Below are 23,287 nucleotides of genomic sequence, written 5' to 3' on the forward strand. Positions count from 1 at the left end.
AATCGGGGTTTGAATCAAATCCGAAGTTCGATCACCGTCCGCGTTCAGGAGGCTGAACTTGAATTTTCTGCGCCGTATCCATTTCATGATTGCTTTCCTGTTAACGCGACTGTTGAGCAGTGCCTCTGTTGCAGCCGCGCGTCCCAACATTCTGCTGATCCTCGTCGAACGCTCTCGCCCGGTCGAATGACGCCCCTGCAACAACCCGACAGCGCCCGCCATTTACGAACTCTACGACTACCAGACCGATCCCCAGGAAACAAAAAACCTGGCAGCCGACAAACCGGATATCGTTAAAATGTTGTAACAAAAACTGGCGAACTACCCTGAGCCCCGCCCGCGAAATGCTAAACCTGGGAAAAAGAAAACAGGGCTTTAGGGCAAGCACCACCTGTTTCACTTGCCAAACTCGTGGCCAGATATATTGAAGAGTGGGATTTATTGTATGCTGTTATTCCCATTTTTCCTCTACACGATCAGCCACAATTTTCAATTCCTCAGCTACTTCGAGCTTTTCAGACCAGTATCGAAGATATTCTTGATCTATTTCAGATCCTTGAACCAATAGAATACTTGCACAGTCACGTAAATGCTTGTCAGAACCACCTCCCTGGAAGAATATCAGTTTCTTCAGGATGACATTTTCAGGTGAAGCAAACAGGGCGTTAAAAAATCCTTGACTTGAGATGCGTCGTCCCTGACTGATATCCAGCCGACCAAACTCTGTATCTATTGTTAAAATGAGATCAGCTTTAAATCCAGAAGGAAGATGTATGATATTAAACTGTTTCCTTGCTGCAATCGCCTCGCGGGCAGCATCGGGAGAGACATGATAATCTGGCGGAGAAAACTGATGACAAAGCAGCTCGATCTTGCTTTCAGGTAAATCAACGAGTATGTCGACATCATTAGTAAAACGAGGTTCGCCATAGATAATACTGGCGATGGAACCGACGATCCTGTAGGGAACAGATTCTCTTTCCAGAAAATCGACCACTGACTGCATCAGTTTATAAGGTTTGAACTCATTCATAGAGCGATCTGATGTCTCGATGGCACATGCGTCTGGCGATTTCCCGATTGAGTCTTTCTACACTCCATTCCGGGTGTTGCTGGGTGAGTGTTCCCTGCAGCATAACACGTGCTGTTTCCCACATACCGGCAGCGATCAACAATCGTTGTGGCGGAATCTGTTTTCTGAGTGCATCCACCTGAATTGGGTCGATAATCTCTACGACCGGTGGCCTGGTACTCATGTTGATTGCTCTCCTCATTTTCAAGAAACAAAGGAAGATTCATACTGCTGGAAATTATAGTAGCCCAGTCTGGTCCTGTGATCAATAAGCTAACCCAAAACGATCATTCTGATAGGAAACCTCAAACGAGCTGGTTACTACTACCTGACTGCTGCAGGAGTACTGGATTGTCGATCCGGAGGTGCAGGAGCCGTTGAGTGCGCAGCGTTGCGATGCCTTTATTCTAAATCAACCTCAGCGCAAACAAAAACCCCGATGCGGTGATAAGTTCACTGCATCGGGGTTTTGAAAGTGGCGGGGACAGGATTCGAACCTGCGACCTCGAGGTTATGAGCCTCGCGAGCTACCGGGCTGCTCCACCCCGCGCTATGGGTCCATACATGGACTGATTAAGAGCAGTTTCAGATACAAATAACGCCTGTGACAGGCACTATTTAGATGATTAAAAGCCCTAAATACAGTAAGCGAATATCGTTACCGTATGGGGGCATTATAGACAGGTCCTCCGCTGGCGTCGAGTAACTTTGTCTAAATTCCCAGAATTCGATGCGAAGATTGTCTGATCAGCCGTCAAGCTTCCACTAATTCGTATCATCCTTAACCAAAGCGGCTCTCGTGCTGTTATACACGCTCCAAATACACTTTGAGACGCTCTGGTCAGCCTGAATTTCGGCGGCTTACTCGTATTCCCACTTCAAAACCCAGGGATCATTGGTTTTTTCCTGCCAGGCTTTCAGCTTCTCCTGCATTGTAGTCAGGGTCTCCTGGTGTTCCGGCTCGAATGCCAGGTTCTTCGCTTCCCAGGGGTCGGCTTTAATATCGTACAGCTCGTGCCGGGGTCGGTGCAGGTAGGAATAGACGGTCCGCTGTCCGTACATCTTATCACCTCGTTTCAACACGCCCTGCCAGGTGGGTGACCGATATAAATCGGAGGCGAACGGGTAGGGGAGTTCGTGAGCGATGTTGAAGATGTACTTAAAGTTGCCGCTCAGAATTACCCGCATCGGGTAATACATGGTGATCTCGTGGAACGTGTGTGAGGCGTAACTTTCATCGAACTCGGGAGCATGTTCTTTCCCCAGGATCTCCAGGAACGAGCGTCCGTGGAACGTGTAAGGCACTGGCTTGCCTTTGCCTTCCACGCGCTTGCCGTTGTTTTCGACCGTTCGCAGTTTGGGAACTTTCTTAGGCGTGACATCGCAGTAGTCGAGAATCGTGGGTGTCAGGTCGGCCCAGGTGACGAGGGCATCGGTGACGATTCCCTGGTTCTTGACGGTCGGATCGCGGACAATTAAAGGCAGGTTCATGCCCGGCTGATACAGGTTCGTTTTGGCTCCGGGGAACGGGGGGCCGTTATCGCTGAGGAACATGACCAGCGTGTCTTCCCAGTGACCGGTTTCTTTGAGTGTGTTGATCAGCGAAACGACGCCCTGGTCGAGACGCGAAATCGCCTGGTAGTATTCCGCCAGCTCTTCCTTGACTTCCTGATGATCGGGCAGCCAGGGCGGAACCTGGATCTGTTCGGGCTTGTATTTCACAGGCGTGACGCCGGGGTAGTGGTCGGGGTCAGCATTGAAGTTGGAATAACCGTCGGGGCCGCCACCACGATGCGGGTCGCTGCTGCAGTAGTACAGAAAGAAAGGGCTGTCGTCGTCTGCGGTGATGAACTCTCTGGCGTTGGCCGCCATCACTGCGGAGTTGCGGTTCCCCTGGATTCCTTTGTTACGGTACTCCTGAAACTGGTAAACGTATTCGGGAGCGACATGATACTTGCCGATCGAACAGGTGCGGTAGCCTCCTTCTTCCAGAATAATGGGGAGTGACTTTACGGTCGCGTAGGTGCTGAAGTGGTTGTAACTGTGGGCGTGGCCGTAATGTCCGGTGGCATGATTATACAGGCCGGTGAGGATGACCGAACGACTGGCCGAACAGCTGGCGGTCGTGCAGTGGGCGCGGGAAAAGCGTGTTCCCGATTCTGCCAGCATGTCGATGCCCGGCGTTTTGATGACTTTGTTTCCGTAGCAGCCCGCCTGAAAGCCCTGGTCATCCACGACTATGACAATGACGTTTTTCTGCTTCGCCGCAGCGGAGAGAGGTTCGACGGAAACGCACAACAGCAACAGGCTGAGGATTCCAAACAGACATCGATTCATGGTGTGGCTTTCTCACTGGAGTAAAAGGCGGGAATCAATTGCAGGAGAGTCGTTAAAATCTCAGTTTCATTCTAATCGTGGTGGCAGGCAATCGCAAATCGACATTCGGGAAAGCAGGGGACTTTACGGGAAAGGGACGAAATCAGGGGGGACTGGCTTGAAGTGGCTTCAATTCCTTTCGATAATTAAGAAATTCCTCACGAGTACCGTTCTTCCCGGAGCTGTTTTTGATTTAGCGCGCGGGAAGATTTCAGACCGATATCAGAATGAAAGCAATGATTATGACTACCATGAACCGCGTCGCGACGATGCTGGCTGTGTTGCTGGCTGTTACTGCACTCAACCTGGCAGCCGCCGAAGAAGGCAAACTCAATCAACCCCCCGAAGGTTACAAAGCACTGTTCAACGGCAAAGACTTAAGTGGCTGGAAAGGCCTGGTTGGTAATCCCAAAACCCGGGCGAAGATGAGTCCTGAAGAGTTGGCTGAAGCACAGAAAAAAGCCGACGACGAAATGAAAGAACACTGGAACGTCGTGGACGGCGTGATCGTGTTTGACGGCAAAGGGAAGAGCCTGTGTACTGCCAAAGATTACGGCGACTTCGATATGCTGGTCGACTGGAAAATCAAAAAAGATGGCGACAGCGGCATCTACCTGCGTGGTTCACCACAGGTTCAGATCTGGGATCCGGCTGTGAAAGCTGCAAATGGCGTTGGTTCCGGCGGACTGTACAACAACAAGGAAAACCCTGATAAACCGCTGGTGACCGCCGACAATCCCGTGGGCGAATGGAATACGTTCCGCATCAAAATGGTCGGTGAAAAAGTCAGCGTCTGGTTGAACGGTAAACTGGTGACCGATAACGTCACGCTGGAAAATTACTGGGAACGCGATAAGCCGATCTACGAAACCGGGCAGATCGAATTACAGAATCACGGCAACACACTTTATTTCCGGAATGTGTTTATCAAAGAACTTGATTAGCGACATTCGTGTGAAGACCGGTTAAAATGAAAGCACGGGGAGTCCGCTCTCTGTGCTTTCTGTTTTTAAACCAACCCCCTGATTTCGAAATCTCACCGCATGCTTTCACACGATGCTCCCCTGGATGACCCGACGGCGCTGGCCCGCTTTGGCAAGCTGGATGTTGTCACGCGACTGGTGGTCGAAGGGTTTATGATGGGGCAGCATAAAAGTCCGTTCAAAGGTGCCAGTGTCGAATTTGTGGAGCATCGGCAGTATTATCCGGGTGACGAAATTCGCCACATCGACTGGCGGGCCTACGGGAAGACGGGAAAATACTACGTCAAAGAGTTTGAAGAAGAGACCAACCTGCGCTGTTATCTGCTGCTCGACTGTTCGGGCAGCATGGCGTATGCCGGCAAGACGCTGAGCAAGATCGATTATGCACGTCAGCTCGCAGCCGCGCTGGGTTACCTGTTGCTGCGTCAGCGGGATGCCGTGGGTCTGATCACCTTCGACAGCAAACGCCGCGATTTTATCCAGCCGTCTGCGAATCCGAAAAACTTCGGGCAGATGCTGGATATTCTCGATCAGGCGCGGCCGCGCAACGAAACCGCGATATCGACCGTTCTGCGTGAAGTGCAGCCGCTGATCAAACGCCGCAGCCTGGTCGTACTGATTTCTGATTGCTTCGACGAGCCCGATGCGCTGACGACGACCCTTAAGCAGTTGCGCCACGATCGTCATGAAGTACTGCTGTTTCAGGTGGTGACGCCGGAAGAAGAAGAGTTTCCGTTCAGCAAGCCGACGCAGTTTCGCAGCCTGGAGCGCCGCGGTCATCATCAGCTGGTGGATCCGCATCAACTGCGGGCCCGCTACCTGGAGCAGTACCAGGAGTTCTGTGCGACGCTGTCCCGACAGTGTGGATCAGTGAAGGTGGATTACCTGAAATTTCGCACGACGGACGCGTATCATTTAGCCCTTGGTGCTTTTCTGAATCAACGCACACGCCCCGGACGAAAGTGATAGAGCAAACTTATGTCAGGTGAAAAAATTCCAATCAACCGGACTCTGACAGGCATCATCTCTCTGGTCTGCCTGGGGATTGCCGCCTATCTGTTCTGGCTGGCACCCCCCGATCAGTTTGCCCAGCAGGATGTGGCCACCGGTGCTTTCATGCGCGTAGGGCTGCTGATGCTAGCCTTATGGCTGGCACTGCCGACCAGGAACCGGGACGCTGCCTGGGCGAACGTGTCTCCCTGGGTATTCGTCGTCATCATCATGGCGGTGGTGGGAATTGCCGTGCGTCCCAAAATTGTGGTGCCGCTGATTGTCGTGATGGCCGTGATGGGTTTTATTCTCCGACCGCGCAACAAAAAACGCTCGCGGCGCTAACCGGAGCGTTGTTCTGAATGGTTGGGTTACTGCGGGTTCTGTCCGCGGCTCACCGGTTGCACTTTGAGATTATCCGGCAGCTTGCGGGGAACCTGATTTCCGGTCTGCGAGATGACATCAATCGGCTGGGGAGGTACGAACCGATTGGGTACCTCGCCGTTTTGTGCGGCCGCTGCGGCTTCCCGCTGTCGGGCATCAATGTAAACCCGGGCAGCGACCTTCAGCAGTTGTGGACGGCGGACCGGCAGCACTCCTTCCAGTTGACCGGCGATCCGTTCGACCCAGCCGGGCTGTCGTTCCATCGCCAGTGACATCATATGCATAAAGATGGAAACTTCTCTGAAGTTGCGATCCAGAATCGTATTGCTGACCGGAGCCAGGATCTTGGCCGCCATCTCGACCGTCTGGGAGGGAAAGGAGACGTACATCGATACCTGGTGCGAGACCGCATCGATCTTCTTGTTCTCGCCGGGATAAAATTCGGTCTGCAGATGCAGCAGGGCTTTGGCAGAGATCGGCTTGGCCAGCAGCGGACTTTTATAAACTCCCGAACAGAGCACGATGGTCTCTTTCGGTGACTGGTGAATGACTTCCAGTGTACCCACCGTGCCATCACCGGCATCGACTTCATAGGAATAGGGGCCGGTCTGCCACATCTGGAACTCGGACAGTTTCATTTCGCGCCAGATGCTGACGACCACATCCGGGTGAGCGATGAAGAAAGCATACGCGGAATGATTGACGTCGAGATGTATTTTGGGCAGCACGCGAAACATGCTGAGATCTTTGAGTACGTGTTCGGCGTTCGTGCGGTTCGCCTGCGTCATCTGATCCAGGGGAATCTGCGCGAGGCATTCCTTTCTGGATGAGCGGGACGAAGAACCTTTGGTGAGTAATGTAATCAGGTCTTCTTCATCAGGAATGCGGATTTCCTGATCGACTTGCCGATGTTTCTGTTGGAATTCAGTCAGCTGCCGATCATCGTCTTTTAACAGATATTGATCGGCAGCTGACTCCGTCAGGGCCGGGCTCTGGCCATCGCGCTCGTTGGATTGTGGTTGTTGTGCAGAAACAGTAGTTACAGAAACCGCTACGCTACTTGTGACAGCGATCACCAGAATCGTCATTTTCTGAATGAATTTTGTCATGCTCATTTTCGTCATGTGAGAACCTGTTTCTTTCCGCGTTCAACATGTGTTGTCTGGATTTGTGCCCGTCAGTCTGTGTGGCAGTCAGTTTGGAGGTGCATTCACAGGAGGTGCCAGCGCCGGGCCGGGCTCCTTGAGTTCAGACTCCAGACCCGTTTCATCGGGAAACGGATCGGGGGGCACAAAAATAGAAGGTTCGGGAAGAGGAACCAGGTCATCTGCAGCTTCGCCGTCGTAAGACTGCTGGCTGCTGTAGTCGGTAATTGGCGTATCACTGATATAGTGTTGTGGCTGGCAGTCATCGCAGCATTTACACCACCAGCGATTGAAGCGAGACTGACACCAGTCTGGCTTGCCGATACGCGTCAGGTCCCACGTGGGACGATAGAAGCGGTCTGCATAAAGCTCTGTGTCGCTGATGTCATCGATCAGGTTATAGTAGGCGTTGCTGACCCTGAAACACTGGCAGCCCGAGCATACTATGAGCGGCTGGATCATGACTATGCAGACAAATGCTGCGCGCATTCGCATTTTCCTCCCCCGGTTGAATGTGACCATCCTGTGTCACAAAAGTACCAATGATGGCTCGCATCATCGGTAGTACAATCGCCTGTACCTAAGGATGATCGGCTATCGTGGAAGAGAAACTTTATCGATTATTCCGAATGACCCGGTTATCCCGGCGATGGAAGCAGGCGGTACACGTAACCCCTGAAAAACAGGGCTGAACGTGCAATACTCTGCAGGGAAAGTGGTGCCCGCCAGGCTCAAATTCGGCGAATATCCCTTGCGATACGAAGGGTTCTTGCGATCCGGGAAACGGGCTGTGATACTGGTAGTGAAGAAAACGCCACATCCGGTTTCAGGAGGTTCCCATGCGAACGTTTACAAATACGATTCTGTCTATCGCTTTGATTCCGACGTTTCTATCCACTGAAAACGCGGCCGGCGAAGAAACGGAACGGGGGGCTCCCTGGGAGTGTCATATTATCGACCAATCTTCCCGGGGCGCAGACGGGGTGAAGCTGTTCGACGCCGACGGTGACGGATTGCTCGACATTACGACCGGCTGGGAAGAAGGAGGTCTCACCCGCATCTATCGCAATCCGGGGCCTGCTCAGACAAAAAAACTTTGGCCGGCAGTGACATTAGGGAAAACACCCCACATAGAAGATGCCGCCTGGATCGATCTGGAACGATTGAATGTGAGAAGGGCTGTCGTCAGTTGCTGCGAAGGGAAGACGCGTGCGATATACGTGCACTGGCCTCCGGTTGAGAAGCCGTTCGAAAATCCGTGGGAGCAGGCAGTGATACCTGCGTCAAAAGACCGGATGATGTGGATGTTTGCCGTTCCTGCGAAGATCGGTCTCGATTCGCGTGGGGGAGAAGAACTGGTGGCCGCCGGCAAAGGACCGGGGGCAGAAATTGGCTTCTTCCTGCCGACATCGGACACACGCGATCTGTCAAAGTATCAGTGGATTACTTTGTCTCCCGCCGGCTGGGTGATGTCGCTGTTTGCCGTCGATATGGATGGAGATGGCGACCAGGATCTGCTGACAACAGACCGCAAGGGAAAACTGCGTGGCTGCCGCTGGCTGGAGAATCCGGGAGTTCCGACTGTCATTGTCGGTAAACAATGGAAGAATCATTGGGTCGGCGGTCAGGATCGGGAAGTGATGTTTGCGCATCTAGCCGACCTGGATCAGGATGGTCTGCAGGACATCCTGGTTGCCACAAGCACGCCGGCTGAAGTGCTCTGGTTTCGCAGACGGGATGCGAGCGGTCAGAAGTGGGAAAAACAGGTTATTCCATATCCGGAGAATACCGGCAGCGGAAAAGGAGTTGCGGCGGGCGATCTGAACGGGGATGGGCTGCTGGACCTGGTGCTCAGTTGCGAACATGCGGAGCCACCCAAATCCGGTGTGGTCTGGCTGCGCGGTTCACGCAACGGGAATCAGTTTCGCTGGGAACCACAGGAAATCAGCGGCCCGCGGGGGATTAAATACGATCGGATTGAATTACTCGATCTGGATGGAGATGGCGACCTGGATGTGCTCTCCTGCGAAGAGCGGGACCAGAATAAGGGATTGGGCGTGTTCTGGTATGAGAACCCGTTTAAGTAGAGTGGCCGCCGATTAAAAGAAAAAGACTTCCCGCTGAACCGTTTCGAACAATCGTCTGAGCCAGACATAACCCAGTGAGCGCGTGCCACAGTCGATCTGGGGGAGTACCGATGCGCCGGGACGGAGACCTCTGATGGTTTCATGATCCAGTTTGACTGTGATCTGCACAACCGGCTTGCCGTCGGCATCGGGTTCGGCAGTCGCGGCGATTTTTTCAATCGTTCCCCGGTAGGTCTGATCGGGATCGGTCAGCAGCAGGAATGAGACGGGTAAGGGCGCTTTGCTCTCCCGCTGAGCTGCGAGCACATGCCCGATTTCGGAATCGGGGACTTCCATTTTCAAGACCCAGGGGCCTTTCAGGTCGGCGACTGTTAACAGTCGCTGGCCGCGCTGGACAGGGCGTGCGAGAAGTTTTTCCTGTAAGTCCCAAGTGAGGACTTCCCCCCTGATGGGGCTTTTGAGCGTGAGGGCTTCCTGCTGATTTTTGAGCAGCGTCGCTTGTTCGTTCAGACTTTTGAGGCGTTCGTTGAGTTCTTCCTGTTCGGCCGTCAGTCGATTGGCCTGTTGCAGTGCATTGGCGTCAGTGGGGTTCAGTCCCAGGCGGGCTGCCTGGATGACGGCCAGTCGTTTCAATGTCGTCTGGATCTCGCCACGTACCCGGCTGGATTCCAGTTCCAGATCCGAATCACGCAGAGTAATCAACGTGCTGTCTGCAGCAACCTGTTCCCCCTGTCGGACGAGGATCTGATCGACAACGCCGTCTGCTGTTGCAAACACATTCTGCTGGTCGACGGGCTGCAGACTTCCCGTGCCTTCGATTTTGAAATCAGCGGGCGTCAGGATCAGGACAGCTGAGATGACTGCCAGAACCAGTGCCGCTGTCAGCAGTTTGCGGCCCGTCAGCTGTTTTTTTCTGAGCGGGGAATACGACCAGTGTTTGAGGAGCGGGAAAAAGGGGAAACTTTCAAACTGCAGCGAATTGTACAACGCCGTTCCGCCATGACGCGAGACGGCCAGTGCCCGTTCCAGAACGGTGTGGCTGGAGGGGGCTTCCTGGAACTGTTCCATGACAATCGCCCCGACGGTCAACTGGCTGGTATCGACCTCGCTTTGACTTTCAGCAGAATCATCACTGGTTTCCTGTATGATATGCGAAAGCGGGAAGATCATCAGAGATCGCAACCCGGCAAGATCCAGGTAGGCGTGCAGTGGTGTGGCGATCTGGGGCGGATATTTTTCATCCGCTTCCATGATCCAGTAAGGACGGTTGAGGGAGAGAATCGCAGTGACGAGGGCCTGCAGTCGCTGGACGGTTTCCGAACGTCTTTCAATGCCTTCTACGCCGCTGGCTGCGATCAGCTGGAAGGTCTTGCCGGTTCTCTGTAAAACGGACAGACGGTCGCAGTCGATGAGGATGCGGCCTTCATTGGCGATGATGAACGCGGTCTGCTCTGTATTTAAATGGAGATGAACGTGTTCAGAGAAGCGTTCAAACTGTTCCCAGAGTGCTTCCAGCTCGCGCAGTTTCTGTAACTGGCTCTGCTGGCAGAAGTCTTCGGAAATTTCACACAGCGCACTGATGAACCGGACATATCCTTCCTGCGCTGAAAATGAACGGGGTCGCTGATGGATGATCTCCAGCAGGCCGACCTGGGGACTGGGGTGGGCTTCGATCGAGACCGGACAGAGAATCAGGTTGTCGTGCAGGGGATTGACGCCCCGGTGTTGTTTCGACCAGCGTCCCTGGGGTTCGATGGTGGCGGGCCGCTGTTCGTGCAATGCTTCCCGCAGCAGCTGACGATGCTGTTCGAGTTCGCGTTCATCCAGAGGGCCGCCGCCGCGGGTTTCCGGAAACGCACCCCGCTGTTGCAGAACTTCCAGATTGCCCGCAGTATCAGTAACCCAGAGTACCGCTCCCTGCGCAGACATTCCCCGTACCGCGCGATCCAGGAGTTCCGAGTAAAATGTCTGACTCGAAATCTCCGTGCGTGCGAGTTGGGCCAGCCCCAGTACAAGTTCTTCAATCTCCTGCCAGAGGTTCTCAATTGAAGAGGATTCTTCCGTCGTCATACGTTTAACTACAGCGGGGAGTCAGAGAAAGTGGCACGACGATCAAAGCCGACTCACGTCGGTCTGATCCCAAAAGTAATTTTCATCCTATCATAGCGATCCGCGATCTACTCTGCTTCTCTCGAGAAAAGCAGTCAGGCTCCCCAAAGTATTTGGTGTACAACTTTAAATCATTGCCCAGCTTGACTGACTGGTACAGGTTTTCAGCACCGGAATGGGCCGAGGGATGTGTGACGGGGTCGATTTGGCGAGATGGGTTGTCCTGGTTGAGGTTTCCGGTAATCCGATTATGCGGAATATTCCGAATATGCTGAAAATTCGCTTTGGGATGAGTTGCTCTGCTGCCGATGAGTTGAGAGAGCGTATAGCCTTTATATCAATGGTCCCCTCTGACCAGGGAAATTCGATGAACTGTTTCTTAGCCCGGATGATACTGCTGTTTGCCACAGTTGTGCTGCTGGGCCCGGGGTGCAGCCGCTTCCTGAGCAATTCATTCCAGGAAGAGTTCGTTGAAAGCGATGAGACCTACCAGCGTGCGCTGACTCAGATCGAGTATCCCAATGTGGAAGACATCGATGAAGGTGATACGATTGGCACGCAGATGCCAGCGACGGTAGCCAGTACAGCCAATCCGGAGTACTGGGATCTGTCACTGGAAGAAGCAGTGCGGATGGCGTTACAGAGTTCCAAGGTTCTGGGTGATGTGGGCGGCGTGGCGTTGAATACTCCGGCTGCTGTTCACACCAAATACGATGCCGCAATTACGGAAGCGGACCCCCGATATGGTGTTCCCGGTGCATTGAGTGCCTATGATGCGACCCTGTCTGCCAGTACCTTCTTCGAGAAAAATGATAAAGCATTAAACAACGTCTTCTTCGGCGGTGGAACGCGACTGTTGCGTCAGGATGCGATGGTTGTCCAGGCACAGTTAACCAAACGCGCCATGACCGGAACCGAATTTACTCTGCGCGATTACATCGACTACGATGCCAACAATTCGCCGGGTAATCAGTTTCCCCACGCCTATCAGAACAATATCGAAATGGAATTCCGTCATCCGCTGATGCGGGGCGGCGGAGTGGATTTCAACCAGATTGCGGGCCCCAGCAATACGCCGGGCGTGATCAATGGTGTGATCATTGCCCGCATTAATACGGATATCAGTCTCGGCGAATTTGAAATCTCCGTGCGTGATATGGTAAGTGATGTAGAGAATGCCTACTGGGATCTGTACTTCGGCTACCGTGATCTGGATGCCAAAATCATGGCCCGTGATTCGGCCCTGGAAACCTGGCGTCGGATACATGCATTGTATGTGAATGGTCGCCGTGGTGGTGAAGCAGAAAAAGAAGCCCAGGCCCGTGAACAGTATTTCCGGTATCGGGCAGAAGTCGAAAACGCATTAAGCGGTCGCCTGCTGAATGGAACCCATACCAACAACGGCAGCCAGGGTGGTACCTTCCAGAGTAATCATGGCGTCTATGTGGCCGAGCGTCGTTTACGCATGCTGATGGGTATTCCCATTAACGATGGCCGTCTCATTCGTCCGGCAGATGAACCTTCGCTGGCCCGAGTCGAATTTGACTGGGAAGAAACACTGATCGAATCGCTCGAGCGTCGACCGGAAATCCGCCGTCAGCGCTGGCAGATCAAAAAACGTGAACTCGAACTGCAAGCCAACAAGAACTTCCTGAAACCGGAACTGGACCTGATTGGCCGCTATCGTTGGCGCGGGTTCGGACGAAACTTCCTGGCCGAAGGTTCTGACACGGGTGAATTTGACGGTGCCTTGAATTCTCTGTTCGACGGTAATCTGCAGGAATGGCAGATGGGGATCGAGCTGTCTGTCCCCCTGGGGAAACGTCAGGCGCATGCCGCGATGCGACATGCCGAGTTGATGCTGGCCCGGGATCGCGCGATTCTGCATGAACAGGAACGAGCCATCGTACAAAGTTTAAGTAATGCCATCTCTGATGTGGATCGTGCTTACGCGGTGTTGCAGACTACGTTTAACCGACGTCATGCGGCCCGCCAGGAAGTGGCAGCCGTCGAAGCCGCCTACGATTCGGATAATGCCACACTGGACCTGCTGCTGGAAGCACAACGCCGCCAGGCAGAAGCGGATGGCAGTTATTACCGGTCCCTGGTGGAATACTCGCTGGCGATCAAGAACGTGCAGTTCGAAAAAGGGTCTCTGCTGGCCTACAACAATATCTATCTTGCTGAAGGGGGCTGGCCCGAAAAAGCCTACATGGATGCCTCGGAACGCGAACGTCTGCGAGGACGTGTCCGGAAAATTGCGGACGCTCCGGAATACACGGGCGCGCTGTCCCAGGGGGCCTATCCTCAATTGCTGACTCCAGGTGAAATGCCCGTTGAACCGCTGCAGCCCACACCGGCACCCGCAGAACCGACTCCGGAACCAGTAACAGAAAGATTAGTGCCTCCCCCTGTGCCCGGCGTGACGCAGAAGGCAGCCGGGAATGCCGATTTCATTCAGTCCATCGACTTTGATGAGTCTCCCGATGTAGAAAATTCCATCCGAAACCTGGAGGGAACCAGTAACCAGAGTGAACCCGAAGCGTATTTTGCACCTCGATCCATGGTTCCTCCCGGACCGGAATCGGGCTACCGGCCCGACGCCAGTGGAGCCGGATTCAATGCTCTGCCAGTGACAGGACCGCAGGAGGCAGCCGCCACTCTGCCCGCTCAGAACCTGTCTGCGGGAAGTGCCACGTTGAATGTTGTGCCAGATTCGACTCCCACCCTGAGATCTGCGATACAGAACCAGACACTGAAGTTCCCCCTCAAGGAGAATTCCGGCAGTCAGGATCCTTTTAAAGACTATCGGAACGCAGGACCACGCTGGGAACCAGTGCCCATTCCCGAGATGAAACAGCGGAATTTAAGGGACTTTTCGGGTGAAGTGAAACGATTTCCCTCGAAAGAGGCGAACTAGACGGTCTCCCAATTTGCTAAAGCGTCACCCGAACGGTCTGAGTCAGGTATAATAGGTGCTGAGGGCGTTTTCTAAGCTGTGAACCTCTCTAACTGTCCAGTTAAGTGCGTCATATTTTCGGGGTTTGATTCCAACCTGTTCACCCTGGTAAACCGGGAAATCTGCCTCGAGACTGAGATTTTCACTAAAAATACTGTATCAGTGTAACTTGCCTCTTTCCCGGTATTGATATAACTTAAGGTGGAACAGTATAGTTAAGTCAGTTTTCGATCTGGATACGAGCTGGTGGTCAAAGCATCTCATTTGAGATGTTCTTTTTTTACTGCCAGCTATAATATTAAGTGTGTGCCGCGAGCTCAGGTGGATTCACCCTCGAGACACGAAACCTGGTTTTTTTACATTACAAGGAGAAACAAGCAATCGAAACAACGCAGAGACTTAATGACCAGATTCGGATCAGTCCGGTACGGGTCATTGATCAAGACGGGGAGCAGTTAGGGGTGATTCCTACCGCTGAAGCTTTAAGGTTAGCAATGGAGGCCAATCTGGATCTGGTTGAAGTCGCCTCGGATGCCAAACCCCCGGTCTGTCGGATTATGGATTATGGTAAGCTGAAGTACGAGCGTAAAAAGAAGACCAGCAAAAATACCAAGCAGCATCAGGTGCAGCTGAAAGAAATTCGGATGCGTCCGAAAATCGGTAAGCACGATATTGAGTTCAAACTGAAAAGTGCCCGCAAATTTCTGGAACAGAAAGACAAGGTCAAATTCAATATCATGTTCCGGGGACGCGAAAACGCGCACCATGAACTTGGTCGAACCATCCTGGGAGAGATCCAGGAACAGCTTTCCGAGATCGCCAAAGTAGAGCAGGCCGCCACCATGGCCAGTGGACGGAACATGATCATGGTACTCGCACCCCGCTCATAACAGATCCGGGACCGGCTGAGCTCGGGAATAATCTGATATTACAGGAATGAAGCAATTGCCTCGAAGGCTCTCTGTGCGCGCTGCTGATCAGGCTATTCTACATCGCCGATTTCGCTCAGGCTGAAATCCAGGTGCCACTGCGATTGCTTTCCAGCACTGCTTCAATCACTTTCATGTTCGCGATGGCATCTGTCAGCGGAGTTGGAACCGGGGACTGATTGAGGATCGCCTGGGAAAACAGATCACCCTGAATGGTGTACTGGCTGCAGGTTTCCAGTTCGATCTCTTTGATGTCGGCCCCGGTCTGGTGCCAGATTTTACAGGGACGGTCGATGGGAGCATTGAACGGGATTTCAATTTCGATTCGCCCCGTAGTGCCATGAATGTGAACCCGTTGATAGGGGTTGAGCTGTGTCGAGCAGGTGAAAGTAGCGGTGCCATTCCCGAAATCCAGGGTCGCTGATGCGAGGCGGTCCGTGCCCAGCTGTTCGTCAAATTCGACGATGCCGGAAACCCGCCGGGGCTCTGTGCCAAAAATAAAACGCGAGAGTGAAATCGGGTAGCAGCCAATATCCATCAGTCCGCCCCCGCCGATGTCGCGTTGATTGCGGATGTTGTCCGGATCGTTGTTGAAGTAAGAGAAGAAGGACTGGATCGTCCGCAACTCGCCAATCGCGCCTTCCTGCACCAGCTTTTTTGTCAACTGCCACTGCGGATGGTGGCGGTACATGAAGGCTTCCATCACTTTGATTTCGGGATGGGCAGCAGCACAGTCGAGCAGTTGCTGACCTTCGTCTGATGTGAGCCCGATCGGTTTCTCGCACAACACATGTTTGCCGGCTTTGATGGCTTTGATCGACCACGGGACATGCAGATGATTCGGCAGCGGGTTATAGATGGCGTCAATTTCCGGGTCTGCCAGCAGCGCTTCATAGGAGCCATAGGCACGCGGGATACCCAGTTCTCTCGCGACGCTTTCCGCCTGCTCCTGGTTGCGGGACGCCAATGCGACGATTTCGCAGTACGAACCTTTCTGCATGGCAGGGATGACCTGGATGGTGCCAATTTTTGCGGTGCTCAAAATGCCCCAGCGAATGCGCTTACTCATGAGATGCCTGTGGTGTGAATACGAAGAAGAAAGAATGCAGACAAACCTTTATCATGCAGAAACATGCGGTGTCTGTAAAGTGTCTGCCGAGTCATCTGGTTGGCGTACAGATAGCTCGGCCATGCCTGCTTTCGGTTTGGCTCACAGTTTGAATCAATTCGGGTGGCTCCGCAGAGCTTACAGTCTCTCCGGTTTCAGTTCATTCATGGAACCCAGGGATCTCCAGGTGGTGAGATAGATGTACTCACTGACAAACCGGATCGAGCCGTCCGCCATTCCCATGTGCAGGCCCCCCTGATGCGGGCTGCCAAAGGAAAAATTGCAGTCGCGCCATTCATCTGGTGCAAACGAGATGACACAGTCTTCGATGGATTTAAAGGGAGGGATAAACGTAGATCGAAGAGAATGGTGCATGCCTTCCGTCCAGAATGCATGGCGGCGCGCGACAACGTCCTGGTTGTCGATCAAGGTGACCGTTCCTGAATAGTCTGTGTTGGTATCGTTGAGTTCGGCTTCGCCTGTGATGAATGTATGAGTGATGCCGTCTTCGATATCCCGAATACGATTTCCACTGTTTGGCATCATCACGCCTGTATCGCCAGCGCGGGGAGGTCCGGAATACACGGCCCAGAACTGACCGGCGGCGCCGCCGAATTTGTTGCCGGAACAGAAGGCATAGCTGCTGGTGTAGGACGAGCCCGAGTCCGAAGAGTCCAGGTGGCCATCGCGCGGATTCAACTTGAGATTCAGCAGTTCGTTGTTGGCGGAGGGGCATTGATAAACGGCGAGCCTGGTCTGATTCAGGAAGTCATTCTGATCGACCTGCTGTCGGCCTCCGGCCTGATCGGGGCCGCCTCCCGTACCAATGTCAAAGTTATACAGATTATATAATGCACTTTGATTGAGGAAAGGGAGCAGCATTACAAAACCGGTGGACCGGTTCTCCAGCCCGGAAACGGTGATGCCGGGATTGGCGCGAGTATAGTAGCCCGCCGGAAACATGCCGTGGGTTTCGTGATAATTGTGCAATGCCAAGACGATCTGCTTCAATTGATCTTTGCACGTGGACCGTCTCGCGGATTCGCGCGCCTGTTGAACGGCTGGCAGCAGCAGTGCAATGAGTACGGTGATGATCGCGATAATCACCAGCAGTTCGACCAGAGTGAACCCGGCCTTCTTTTTCAGTGGGGGCATGATTACTCTCCATGGATGATAAAAAATAAAAAATCAAAATCAGAGAAGAGGCAGTGATACAAATAAAATTCAGCATGAGTGTCTGCTTTAAATAAATCGAAGTGAAAAAAAACGGGACATCAAAAATCCGCGTAGCGGGTTCAAAGCGAAGCCCGCTGTGATTTTATATCAAAATATCCTGATGTACAATATTTTCAGGAAGGAGCCAGTTTTTCTGCAACGTCTTCAGGGCTGTCTGGGCCGAGTGTCACAGACTGAGAGTCGATGCGGAAATGGAATACGCTCTGATGAAAGTTGACAAACACTCAGATGTATGTAGGTCGGGGAGCAAAATTTCTTCGACAGATCCCACTGGGGATGCTGAATGCCTCTGCGTATCGGGATGCCGGTGTCCACTTTCAGGCAGGTTGCCTGGCGGGTTGAGTGTTTCAGTGACGCGATCTGCTTTCCCCATAAATGAGAATTTCCAAACGGAGACCTCCCGACTCCAAGAAACTTGATCTTGCGCGAGGGGGAATGGATTGCTTACTTTTGGGCTTACATCTATTCTTGGAGTTTAGATGGGGGTTCTTCTCTACGTAATCAAGTGAAAATTCCGCTCTGACCATCGGATGGCACATCAGTCAATCAAGGCAGCATCTGTCTGTTGAGGTGTTTTTTCCTCGAAAGGTCTTATCAGGTAAAGCAAAATGGATCGTTTTCTGTTTCCCAAATGGGTGAATACAATTGTTCCGGTGCTGGGTGCGCTGGCTGCAATTGGTGGCTTATATGTGGTTGGTATGGTTGCTTTTGGAGCCAGTCCGGAAACTACGGATGTTGGCTACCAGCCCGAACAACCCCTCCCGTTCAGTCACAAACTGCACGCGGGTAAGCTTAAGCTGGACTGCCGCTACTGTCACAATACAGTCGAAGTGGCCGGCCATGCTGCGATTCCGCCTACCAAAACCTGTTTGAACTGCCACAGTGGAGCAGATGCAAATGGTGTGGTGAATACGGTTTCGATTCACTCGACGAGTTCCAAACTGGCTCCCATTCGTGAAAGTCAGGCAACCGGTAAATCGATGCAGTGGCGCCGTGTGCATGACCTGCCTGATTATGTTTATTTTAATCATAGTGCTCACGTCCGTCGGGGTGTGAGTTGTGTTTCCTGTCATGGTCGCGTCGACAAGATGGATGAAGTGACTCAGGTCAAGCCGCTGAGCATGGGCTGGTGTCTGGAGTGTCATCGGAATCCAGAGCCCAGTCTCCGTCCTCCGGAATTCGTGACGAAGCTTGACTGGAAAGCTGAGGGGGATCCGCATGAAGTGGGCGAAAAGGTCCGTAAGGAGCTGAATTTGAATCCTTCTACTAATTGTTCTACGTGTCACCGCTAAGGGGTTGGGTTGTGGAAAAAAAGTATTGGCGAAGTCTGGAAGAGTTGAATTCCACGCCGGAGTTTGAGGAAGTTTTGCATCGTGAGTTTCCGTTAGCAGCTTCGGAGTACCCGGAAGGGGTTTCGCGGCGTCGCTGGATGCAGATTATGGGTGCCTCTGTTGCCCTGGCTGGAGCAACAGGCTGTCGCTGGGAAGATGAGAAGATTGCTCCCAGTGTCACACGCCCCGAGGGTTTGATCCCGGGTGAGCCTCGGAAGTTTGCCACCTTTATGGAACTGGGTGGTCAGGCGGAAAGTCTGCTGGTAACCTGCTATGACGGGCGGCCGATTAAAGTCGAAGGTAATCCTGACTCTCCCCAGAGCCGGGGGGCTTCTTCGGTGTTTGCCCAGTCGGAAACGCTTTCACTGTACGATCCCGATCGTGCTGTCGGCGTAGTGGAATACCAGGGCAAATCCCGCTATGGCCGTGACTGGGGTGCTTTTTTAGATTATGCCGAAACCGTGCTGGGTCAGGCGCGAAAAAGTGACGGGGCGAAGCTGCGGGTTCTGGCTGATGTCAGCTCTTCTGCAGCCCGGAAAGCACTGCAGGAGAAATTTGCAGAGCTGTATCCCCAGTCCAAATGGTATGACTACACCGCCTGCTCACGCGATAATGTATACGAGGGAGCCCGGCTGGCGTTCGGAGAAGTGGTTCGTCCGCAATTCGATCTGACCAAGGCGAATATCATTGTCTGTCTGGACGAGGATCTGCTGTCTGAACATCCGGCTTCACTGAAGCATACGCGTGACTGGGCCAGTCGTCGCGATCCTGCAGCCGGTCCGATGAACCGTCTGTATGTAGTGGAAAGTCGCTATACCACAACGGGTATTTCCGCCGACCACCGTCTGCCGACCCGTTCTGTGGATCTGGGCGCATTCCTGTCCAAGCTCGAAGCACAGGTGCAGACCGGACTGTCAGGCAAGAAAGCAGAAGCTGCCAGCGACGATTACGCCGACAAGGTTCTGGCAGCAATGGCAGAAGACCTGGTCGCGAACCAGGGTTCGAGCGTGATCGCCATCGGGGCAAGTCAGCCCGCCGAACTGCAGGCACGCGTTCATAAGTTGAACGAGCAACTGGGTAACGTCGGCGAAGCTGTCAAATACACGAAAGAGCCCCTGGCCCGTGAGCTGACTTCCGTCGAAGCACTGCGAACGCTGACCGATGAAATGCAGTCGGGTGCAGTGGATACGTTGATCATCCTGGGCGGCAATCCGGCTTACAATGCTCCCGGGGATATCGATTTTGTTACCGCACTGTCCAAGGTGCCGAATGCCGTTCACCTGGGCGAGTACGAAGATGAAACGTCACTGTTGTGTAAGTGGCATCTGCCCAAAACGCATCCCTTCGAACAGTGGGGCGATTCCCGTTCCTATGATGGAACGCTCTGTATTGCACAACCTCTGATTCAGCCCTTGCATGATGGCAAATCAGAAGTCGAACTGCTGGCAATTCTGTGTGGCGATAGACATCCGGTTGCCCTGGATCTGATTAAGGAAGCCGTGAAAGGTTCTCTGGATTCGATGGCCGTGAATGCTTCCTGGCGACGTGGGGTGCACGATGGTCTGCTCAAGGGGAGTTCACTGGAAGCGGTTTCGCCAAAAGTGAAAGACTTGCCTGCTGCGAAAGCGGAAGAAGCTTCTGCGGAAGAGCTGGAGCTGGTATTTTATGCCAGTCCCCAGTTGTACGATGGTCGCTTCGCCAACAGTGGCTGGCTGCAGGAAACCCCGGACAGCGTCACCAAGATTACCTGGGATAATGCTGCGATTCTGGCTCCGAAAACCGCCGCCGATCTGGGCGTTGAAGCCGATTCCGTCGTCAAGCTGATTCTGGATGGCAAGTCCATTGAACTGCCCGTGTATGTGTTACCCGGTCAGGCTCCCAATTCAGTCGCTGTGGCTCTGGGGTATGGACGCACTGCCGCTGGCCTGGTCGGAGGCGATGTTGCCCGCGATGTGAAGCCGGTCGGCGAGAATGTTGCTGCCCTGCAGTCCAAAGGGGCGATCGACTTCAAGTCCGGTCTGAAAGTCGAAAAAACCGGCAAAACTTATGAGCTGGCGGTGACTCAGGATCACCACGCGATCGATACCGTCGGCCAGGATGAAATTCAGGGTCGTGTCGGGCAGCTGGTGCGTGAAGGCGATCTGTCTGAATACGAAAGCGATCCTGGTTTTGCCAAAGGCCGCACTCATCATCCACCGCTGGTCTCATTGTGGGATGAAAACAAGGATGGGAAACCGATCTACAAGGAACTGTCCTATGAAGGTCAGGCCTGGGGAATGTCGATCGATCTCTCCAAGTGTATTGGCTGTAATGCCTGTTCGGTCGCCTGTCAGGCGGAAAATAATGTTCCTGTGGTTGGTCGCGAGCAGGTGATCAACGGTCGTGAAATGCACTGGCTGCGGATCGACCGTTACTTCACTGGCGAAGATGTGGATAACCCCGGGATCGCGATACAGCCAATGTTGTGTCAGCAGTGTGAACTGGCTCCCTGTGAACAGGTTTGTCCGGTTGCTGCGACCGTGCACACAGACGAAGGTCTGAACGACATGGTTTACAACCGCTGTGTCGGAACCCGTTACTGTGCCAACAACTGTCCTTACAAGGTACGGCGCTTCAACTACTTCAACTTCAATAAGATCTATGAAGAGCCTCGCGGCAAACTGCAGGCCCTGGTCCTGAATCCCGAAGTGACAGTCCGCCATCGTGGGGTCATGGAAAAATGTACTTACTGCGTGCAGCGTATCAAGTCGGTCCAGATCGTCGCCAAAAATGAACAGCGTCCCATCAAAGACGGTGAAATCGTCACCGCCTGTCAGCAGGCCTGTTCTGCCAACGCGATTGAATTTGGTGACCTGGCTGATGAGAGCACTCGTGTAGCAAAAGCACATGCCAACCCGCGTACTTATGCCGTGTTGTCAGAATTGAATATTAAGCCGAGAACATCTTACATGGCCCGGATATTGAATCCCCATCCTTCACTGGCAAAGCCGAAATCAGAAGGACACGGACACGGTCATGCTGAAGAACACGCTGAAGCCGGTCATGCAAAAAAGGCGGAAAAGCACTAACAGCGCGTTCGGAAGGCAGGTAGTTCCTGCCGATGTGTGAGTGAGATTAACTAATCCGTTTGAATTTATTGAGCAAAGATATCAAAAGCCATGGCTTCAGTAACAGCAGAGCCAGTTGACACAATCACCGAAGTTCCCGGTAAGCGAACTCCACTCGTAACGGGTGCGCACGATTATGGGACGGTCACCGAAGCGGTCTGCCGACTGGCTGAGAGTAAGACTCCCAAAGCGTGGTACATTGCGCTCGGATTTTCCGCATCACTGATGGGAATGTTGTTTGGTCTGGTCGGTTATTTAATCATCACCGGTGTCGGGGTCTGGGGTAACCGGAGCCCGGTTTTCTGGGGTTGGCCGATCGTGAACTTCGTGTTCTGGGTCGGTATCGGTCACGCCGGTACCTTGATCTCTGCGATTCTGTTTCTGTTCCGCCAGGACTGGCGTACGGGGATCAACCGTGCTGCCGAAGCGATGACGATCTTTGCTGTGGTCTGTGCGGGTCTGTTCCCGGGCATTCACATTGGTCGTGTCTGGCTGGCTTACTGGCTGTTCCCGATTCCCAACCAGATGTCAATGTGGCCCAACTTCCGCAGCCCGCTGCTGTGGGACGTGTTTGCTGTTTCCACTTACGCAACGGTCTCTCTGTTGTTCTGGTACATGGGGATGATTCCCGACCTGGCGACCCTGCGCGACCGTGCCACCGGAAAAATTCAACAGTTTGCCTACGGCCTGTTTTCACTGGGCTGGAACGGTTCCTCCCGGCACTGGCATCGTTATGAACGTGCTTACCTGCTGCTGGCTGCCCTGGCGACTCCGCTGGTGCTCAGTGTGCATACCATCGTGAGTTTCGACTTTGCCGTTTCCCAGCTGCCCGGGTGGCATACAACGATCTTCCCGCCTTACTTCGTCGCGGGTGCGGTTTTCAGTGGTTTCGCAATGGTGCTGACCCTGATGATTCCCGTCCGCTCGATCTGTGGCATCAAGGACCTGCTGACCGATCGCCATCTGGAAAACATGACCAAGGTGATCATCGCCACCGGATCGATGGTGGGTTATGCCTACGCCATGGAATTCTTTATCGCCTGGTATGGCGGTAACCGCTATGAAACATTTGCCTTTATCAACCGTGCTTTCGGCCCGTATGCCTGGGCTTACTGGATCATGGTTTCCTGTAACGTGATCAGCCCGCAGTTGTTCTGGATTAAGAAAATCCGTACGACTCCCTGGATGATTTTCGTCGTCTGTATTTTTGTCAACATTGGTATGTGGTTTGAGCGATTCGTGATTACCGTGACTTCGCTGAGCCGTGACTTCCTGCCTTCCAGCTGGGGTTACTTCAAGCCGACCATTGTCGACGTGTTAATGTTGATCGGCAGTTTCGGTCTGTTTATGACGCTGTTCCTGCTCTTCTGCAAGTTCCTGCCGATGGTGGCAATGGCAGAAGTCAAGAGTGTGATGGGGCAACCCCACGCTCATGGCGGTTATCAGCCTGATATTCCTGATTCTGAAGGAA

18 protein-coding genes and 1 tRNA gene are annotated in these 23,287 nt (G+C 53.3%); 10 read left to right on the forward strand and 9 right to left on the reverse strand.

Features of this window, described 5'->3' with window-relative positions; translation table 11 throughout:
• The first annotated feature begins 58 nt into the window (after positions 1-58).
• Complete coding sequence (locus tag AACZ40_RS03655; protein WP_291168101.1) at positions 59-190, forward strand: hypothetical protein; 132 nt, start codon at positions 59-61, stop codon at positions 188-190.
• Positions 191-451: 261 nt separating this feature from the next.
• On the opposite strand, the gene AACZ40_RS03660 is transcribed toward AACZ40_RS03655, so the two are convergent.
• From AACZ40_RS03660 to AACZ40_RS03675, 4 genes are all read right to left on the reverse strand, one after another.
• The gene (locus AACZ40_RS03660; protein WP_291168103.1) at positions 452-1,033 is read right to left on the reverse strand and encodes a hypothetical protein; all 582 of its coding nucleotides are present in this window, start codon (positions 1,031-1,033) and stop codon (positions 452-454) included.
• Positions 1,026-1,256 carry a hypothetical protein gene (locus AACZ40_RS03665; protein WP_291168105.1) on the reverse strand — a complete coding sequence of 77 codons (231 nt, stop codon included), beginning with the start codon at positions 1,254-1,256 and terminating at the stop codon, positions 1,026-1,028. Before AACZ40_RS03665 ends, AACZ40_RS03660 begins: the two co-directional genes overlap by 8 nt.
• 292 nt (positions 1,257-1,548) lie before the next feature.
• Positions 1,549-1,622: transfer RNA gene (locus AACZ40_RS03670), tRNA-Met, on the reverse strand.
• A 311-nt stretch (positions 1,623-1,933) separates the two neighbouring features.
• On the reverse strand, positions 1,934-3,409 hold the full coding sequence (locus tag AACZ40_RS03675; protein ID WP_291168107.1) for a sulfatase: 1,476 nt from the start codon (positions 3,407-3,409) through the stop codon (positions 1,934-1,936).
• Positions 3,410-3,690: 281 nt separating this feature from the next.
• On the opposite strand from AACZ40_RS03675, the gene AACZ40_RS03680 reads away from it, so the two are divergent.
• The 3 genes from AACZ40_RS03680 to AACZ40_RS03690 all read left to right on the forward strand — a co-directional run bounded on the left by AACZ40_RS03680 (position 3,691) and on the right by AACZ40_RS03690 (position 5,766).
• The gene (locus AACZ40_RS03680; protein ID WP_291168109.1) at positions 3,691-4,392 is read left to right on the forward strand and encodes a DUF1080 domain-containing protein; all 702 of its coding nucleotides are present in this window, start codon (positions 3,691-3,693) and stop codon (positions 4,390-4,392) included.
• Positions 4,393-4,491: 99 nt separating this feature from the next.
• A complete protein-coding gene (locus tag AACZ40_RS03685; protein WP_291168110.1) occupies positions 4,492-5,397 on the forward strand; it encodes a DUF58 domain-containing protein in 906 nt (301 codons plus the stop codon).
• 12 nt (positions 5,398-5,409) lie between these two features.
• Complete coding sequence (locus AACZ40_RS03690) at positions 5,410-5,766, forward strand: hypothetical protein (RefSeq protein WP_291168111.1); 357 nt, start codon at positions 5,410-5,412, stop codon at positions 5,764-5,766.
• A 26-nt stretch (positions 5,767-5,792) separates the two neighbouring features.
• Here the strand turns inward: AACZ40_RS03690 and AACZ40_RS03695 are convergent, their stop codons facing one another.
• Positions 5,793-6,914 (reverse strand): hypothetical protein, encoded by a 1,122-nt coding sequence (locus tag AACZ40_RS03695; protein WP_291168113.1) that lies wholly within the window; start codon positions 6,912-6,914, stop codon positions 5,793-5,795.
• Between the two features lie 84 nt (positions 6,915-6,998).
• Positions 6,999-7,439, reverse strand: coding sequence for a hypothetical protein (locus AACZ40_RS03700; RefSeq protein WP_291168115.1), 441 nt, complete (start codon positions 7,437-7,439; stop codon positions 6,999-7,001).
• A 350-nt stretch (positions 7,440-7,789) separates the two neighbouring features.
• On the opposite strand from AACZ40_RS03700, the gene AACZ40_RS03705 reads away from it, so the two are divergent.
• Positions 7,790-9,037 (forward strand): VCBS repeat-containing protein, encoded by a 1,248-nt coding sequence (locus AACZ40_RS03705; RefSeq protein WP_291168116.1) that lies wholly within the window; start codon positions 7,790-7,792, stop codon positions 9,035-9,037.
• A 12-nt stretch (positions 9,038-9,049) separates the two neighbouring features.
• On the opposite strand, the gene AACZ40_RS03710 is transcribed toward AACZ40_RS03705, so the two are convergent.
• A complete protein-coding gene (locus AACZ40_RS03710; RefSeq protein ID WP_291168118.1) occupies positions 9,050-11,107 on the reverse strand; it encodes an HlyD family secretion protein in 2,058 nt (685 codons plus the stop codon).
• A gap of 406 nt (positions 11,108-11,513) precedes the next feature.
• Between AACZ40_RS03710 and AACZ40_RS03715 the strand changes: the two genes are divergently transcribed.
• Both AACZ40_RS03715 and infC read left to right on the forward strand, forming a co-directional pair.
• A complete protein-coding gene (locus AACZ40_RS03715; RefSeq protein ID WP_339673329.1) occupies positions 11,514-14,066 on the forward strand; it encodes a TolC family protein in 2,553 nt (850 codons plus the stop codon).
• A gap of 341 nt (positions 14,067-14,407) precedes the next feature.
• Positions 14,408-14,995: a translation initiation factor IF-3 gene (gene infC / locus AACZ40_RS03720; RefSeq protein WP_291168120.1), complete on the forward strand. Its 588-nt coding sequence runs from the start codon at positions 14,408-14,410 to the stop codon at positions 14,993-14,995.
• A gap of 115 nt (positions 14,996-15,110) precedes the next feature.
• Here infC and AACZ40_RS03725 read toward each other — a convergent pair whose 3' ends face one another.
• Entirely contained in the window at positions 15,111-16,103 is a 993-nt protein-coding gene (locus tag AACZ40_RS03725) for a Gfo/Idh/MocA family oxidoreductase (protein WP_291168121.1), read from the reverse strand.
• 177 nt (positions 16,104-16,280) lie between these two features.
• Positions 16,281-17,297, reverse strand: coding sequence for a DUF1559 domain-containing protein (locus AACZ40_RS03730; RefSeq protein ID WP_291168123.1), 1,017 nt, complete (start codon positions 17,295-17,297; stop codon positions 16,281-16,283).
• 689 nt (positions 17,298-17,986) lie between these two features.
• Here AACZ40_RS03730 and AACZ40_RS03735 point away from each other — a divergent pair.
• From AACZ40_RS03735 to nrfD, 3 genes are all read left to right on the forward strand, one after another.
• Positions 17,987-18,670 (forward strand): cytochrome c3 family protein, encoded by a 684-nt coding sequence (locus AACZ40_RS03735; RefSeq protein WP_291168124.1) that lies wholly within the window; start codon positions 17,987-17,989, stop codon positions 18,668-18,670.
• Positions 18,671-18,681: 11 nt separating this feature from the next.
• On the forward strand, positions 18,682-21,777 hold the full coding sequence (locus tag AACZ40_RS03740) for a TAT-variant-translocated molybdopterin oxidoreductase (protein WP_291168126.1): 3,096 nt from the start codon (positions 18,682-18,684) through the stop codon (positions 21,775-21,777).
• 90 nt (positions 21,778-21,867) lie between these two features.
• Positions 21,868-23,287: NrfD/PsrC family molybdoenzyme membrane anchor subunit (gene nrfD, locus AACZ40_RS03745; protein WP_339673333.1), on the forward strand; the 1,420-nt coding region annotated here is incomplete at its 3' end.

Origin of the sequence: uncultured Gimesia sp., from assembly GCF_963972345.1 — a bacterium.
Lineage (GTDB): Bacteria > Planctomycetota > Planctomycetia > Planctomycetales > Planctomycetaceae > Gimesia.

Coding starts and splice junctions, on each gene's coding strand:
- AACZ40_RS03660 (WP_291168103.1), bottom strand. CDS start 1,033: ATGAATGAGTTCAAACCTTATAAACTGATGCAGTCAGTGGTCGATTTT.
- AACZ40_RS03665 (WP_291168105.1), bottom strand. CDS start 1,256: ATGAGTACCAGGCCACCGGTCGTAGAGATTATCGACCCAATTCAGGTG.
- AACZ40_RS03675 (WP_291168107.1), bottom strand. CDS start 3,409: ATGAATCGATGTCTGTTTGGAATCCTCAGCCTGTTGCTGTTGTGCGTT.
- AACZ40_RS03680 (WP_291168109.1), top strand. CDS start 3,691: ATGACTACCATGAACCGCGTCGCGACGATGCTGGCTGTGTTGCTGGCT.
- AACZ40_RS03685 (WP_291168110.1), top strand. CDS start 4,492: ATGCTTTCACACGATGCTCCCCTGGATGACCCGACGGCGCTGGCCCGC.
- AACZ40_RS03690 (WP_291168111.1), top strand. CDS start 5,410: ATGTCAGGTGAAAAAATTCCAATCAACCGGACTCTGACAGGCATCATC.
- AACZ40_RS03695 (WP_291168113.1), bottom strand. CDS start 6,914: ATGACAAAATTCATTCAGAAAATGACGATTCTGGTGATCGCTGTCACA.
- AACZ40_RS03700 (WP_291168115.1), bottom strand. CDS start 7,439: ATGCGCGCAGCATTTGTCTGCATAGTCATGATCCAGCCGCTCATAGTA.
- AACZ40_RS03705 (WP_291168116.1), top strand. CDS start 7,790: ATGCGAACGTTTACAAATACGATTCTGTCTATCGCTTTGATTCCGACG.
- AACZ40_RS03710 (WP_291168118.1), bottom strand. CDS start 11,107: ATGACGACGGAAGAATCCTCTTCAATTGAGAACCTCTGGCAGGAGATT.
- AACZ40_RS03715 (WP_339673329.1), top strand. CDS start 11,514: ATGAACTGTTTCTTAGCCCGGATGATACTGCTGTTTGCCACAGTTGTG.
- AACZ40_RS03725 (WP_291168121.1), bottom strand. CDS start 16,103: ATGAGTAAGCGCATTCGCTGGGGCATTTTGAGCACCGCAAAAATTGGC.
- AACZ40_RS03730 (WP_291168123.1), bottom strand. CDS start 17,297: ATGCCCCCACTGAAAAAGAAGGCCGGGTTCACTCTGGTCGAACTGCTG.
- AACZ40_RS03735 (WP_291168124.1), top strand. CDS start 17,987: ATGGATCGTTTTCTGTTTCCCAAATGGGTGAATACAATTGTTCCGGTG.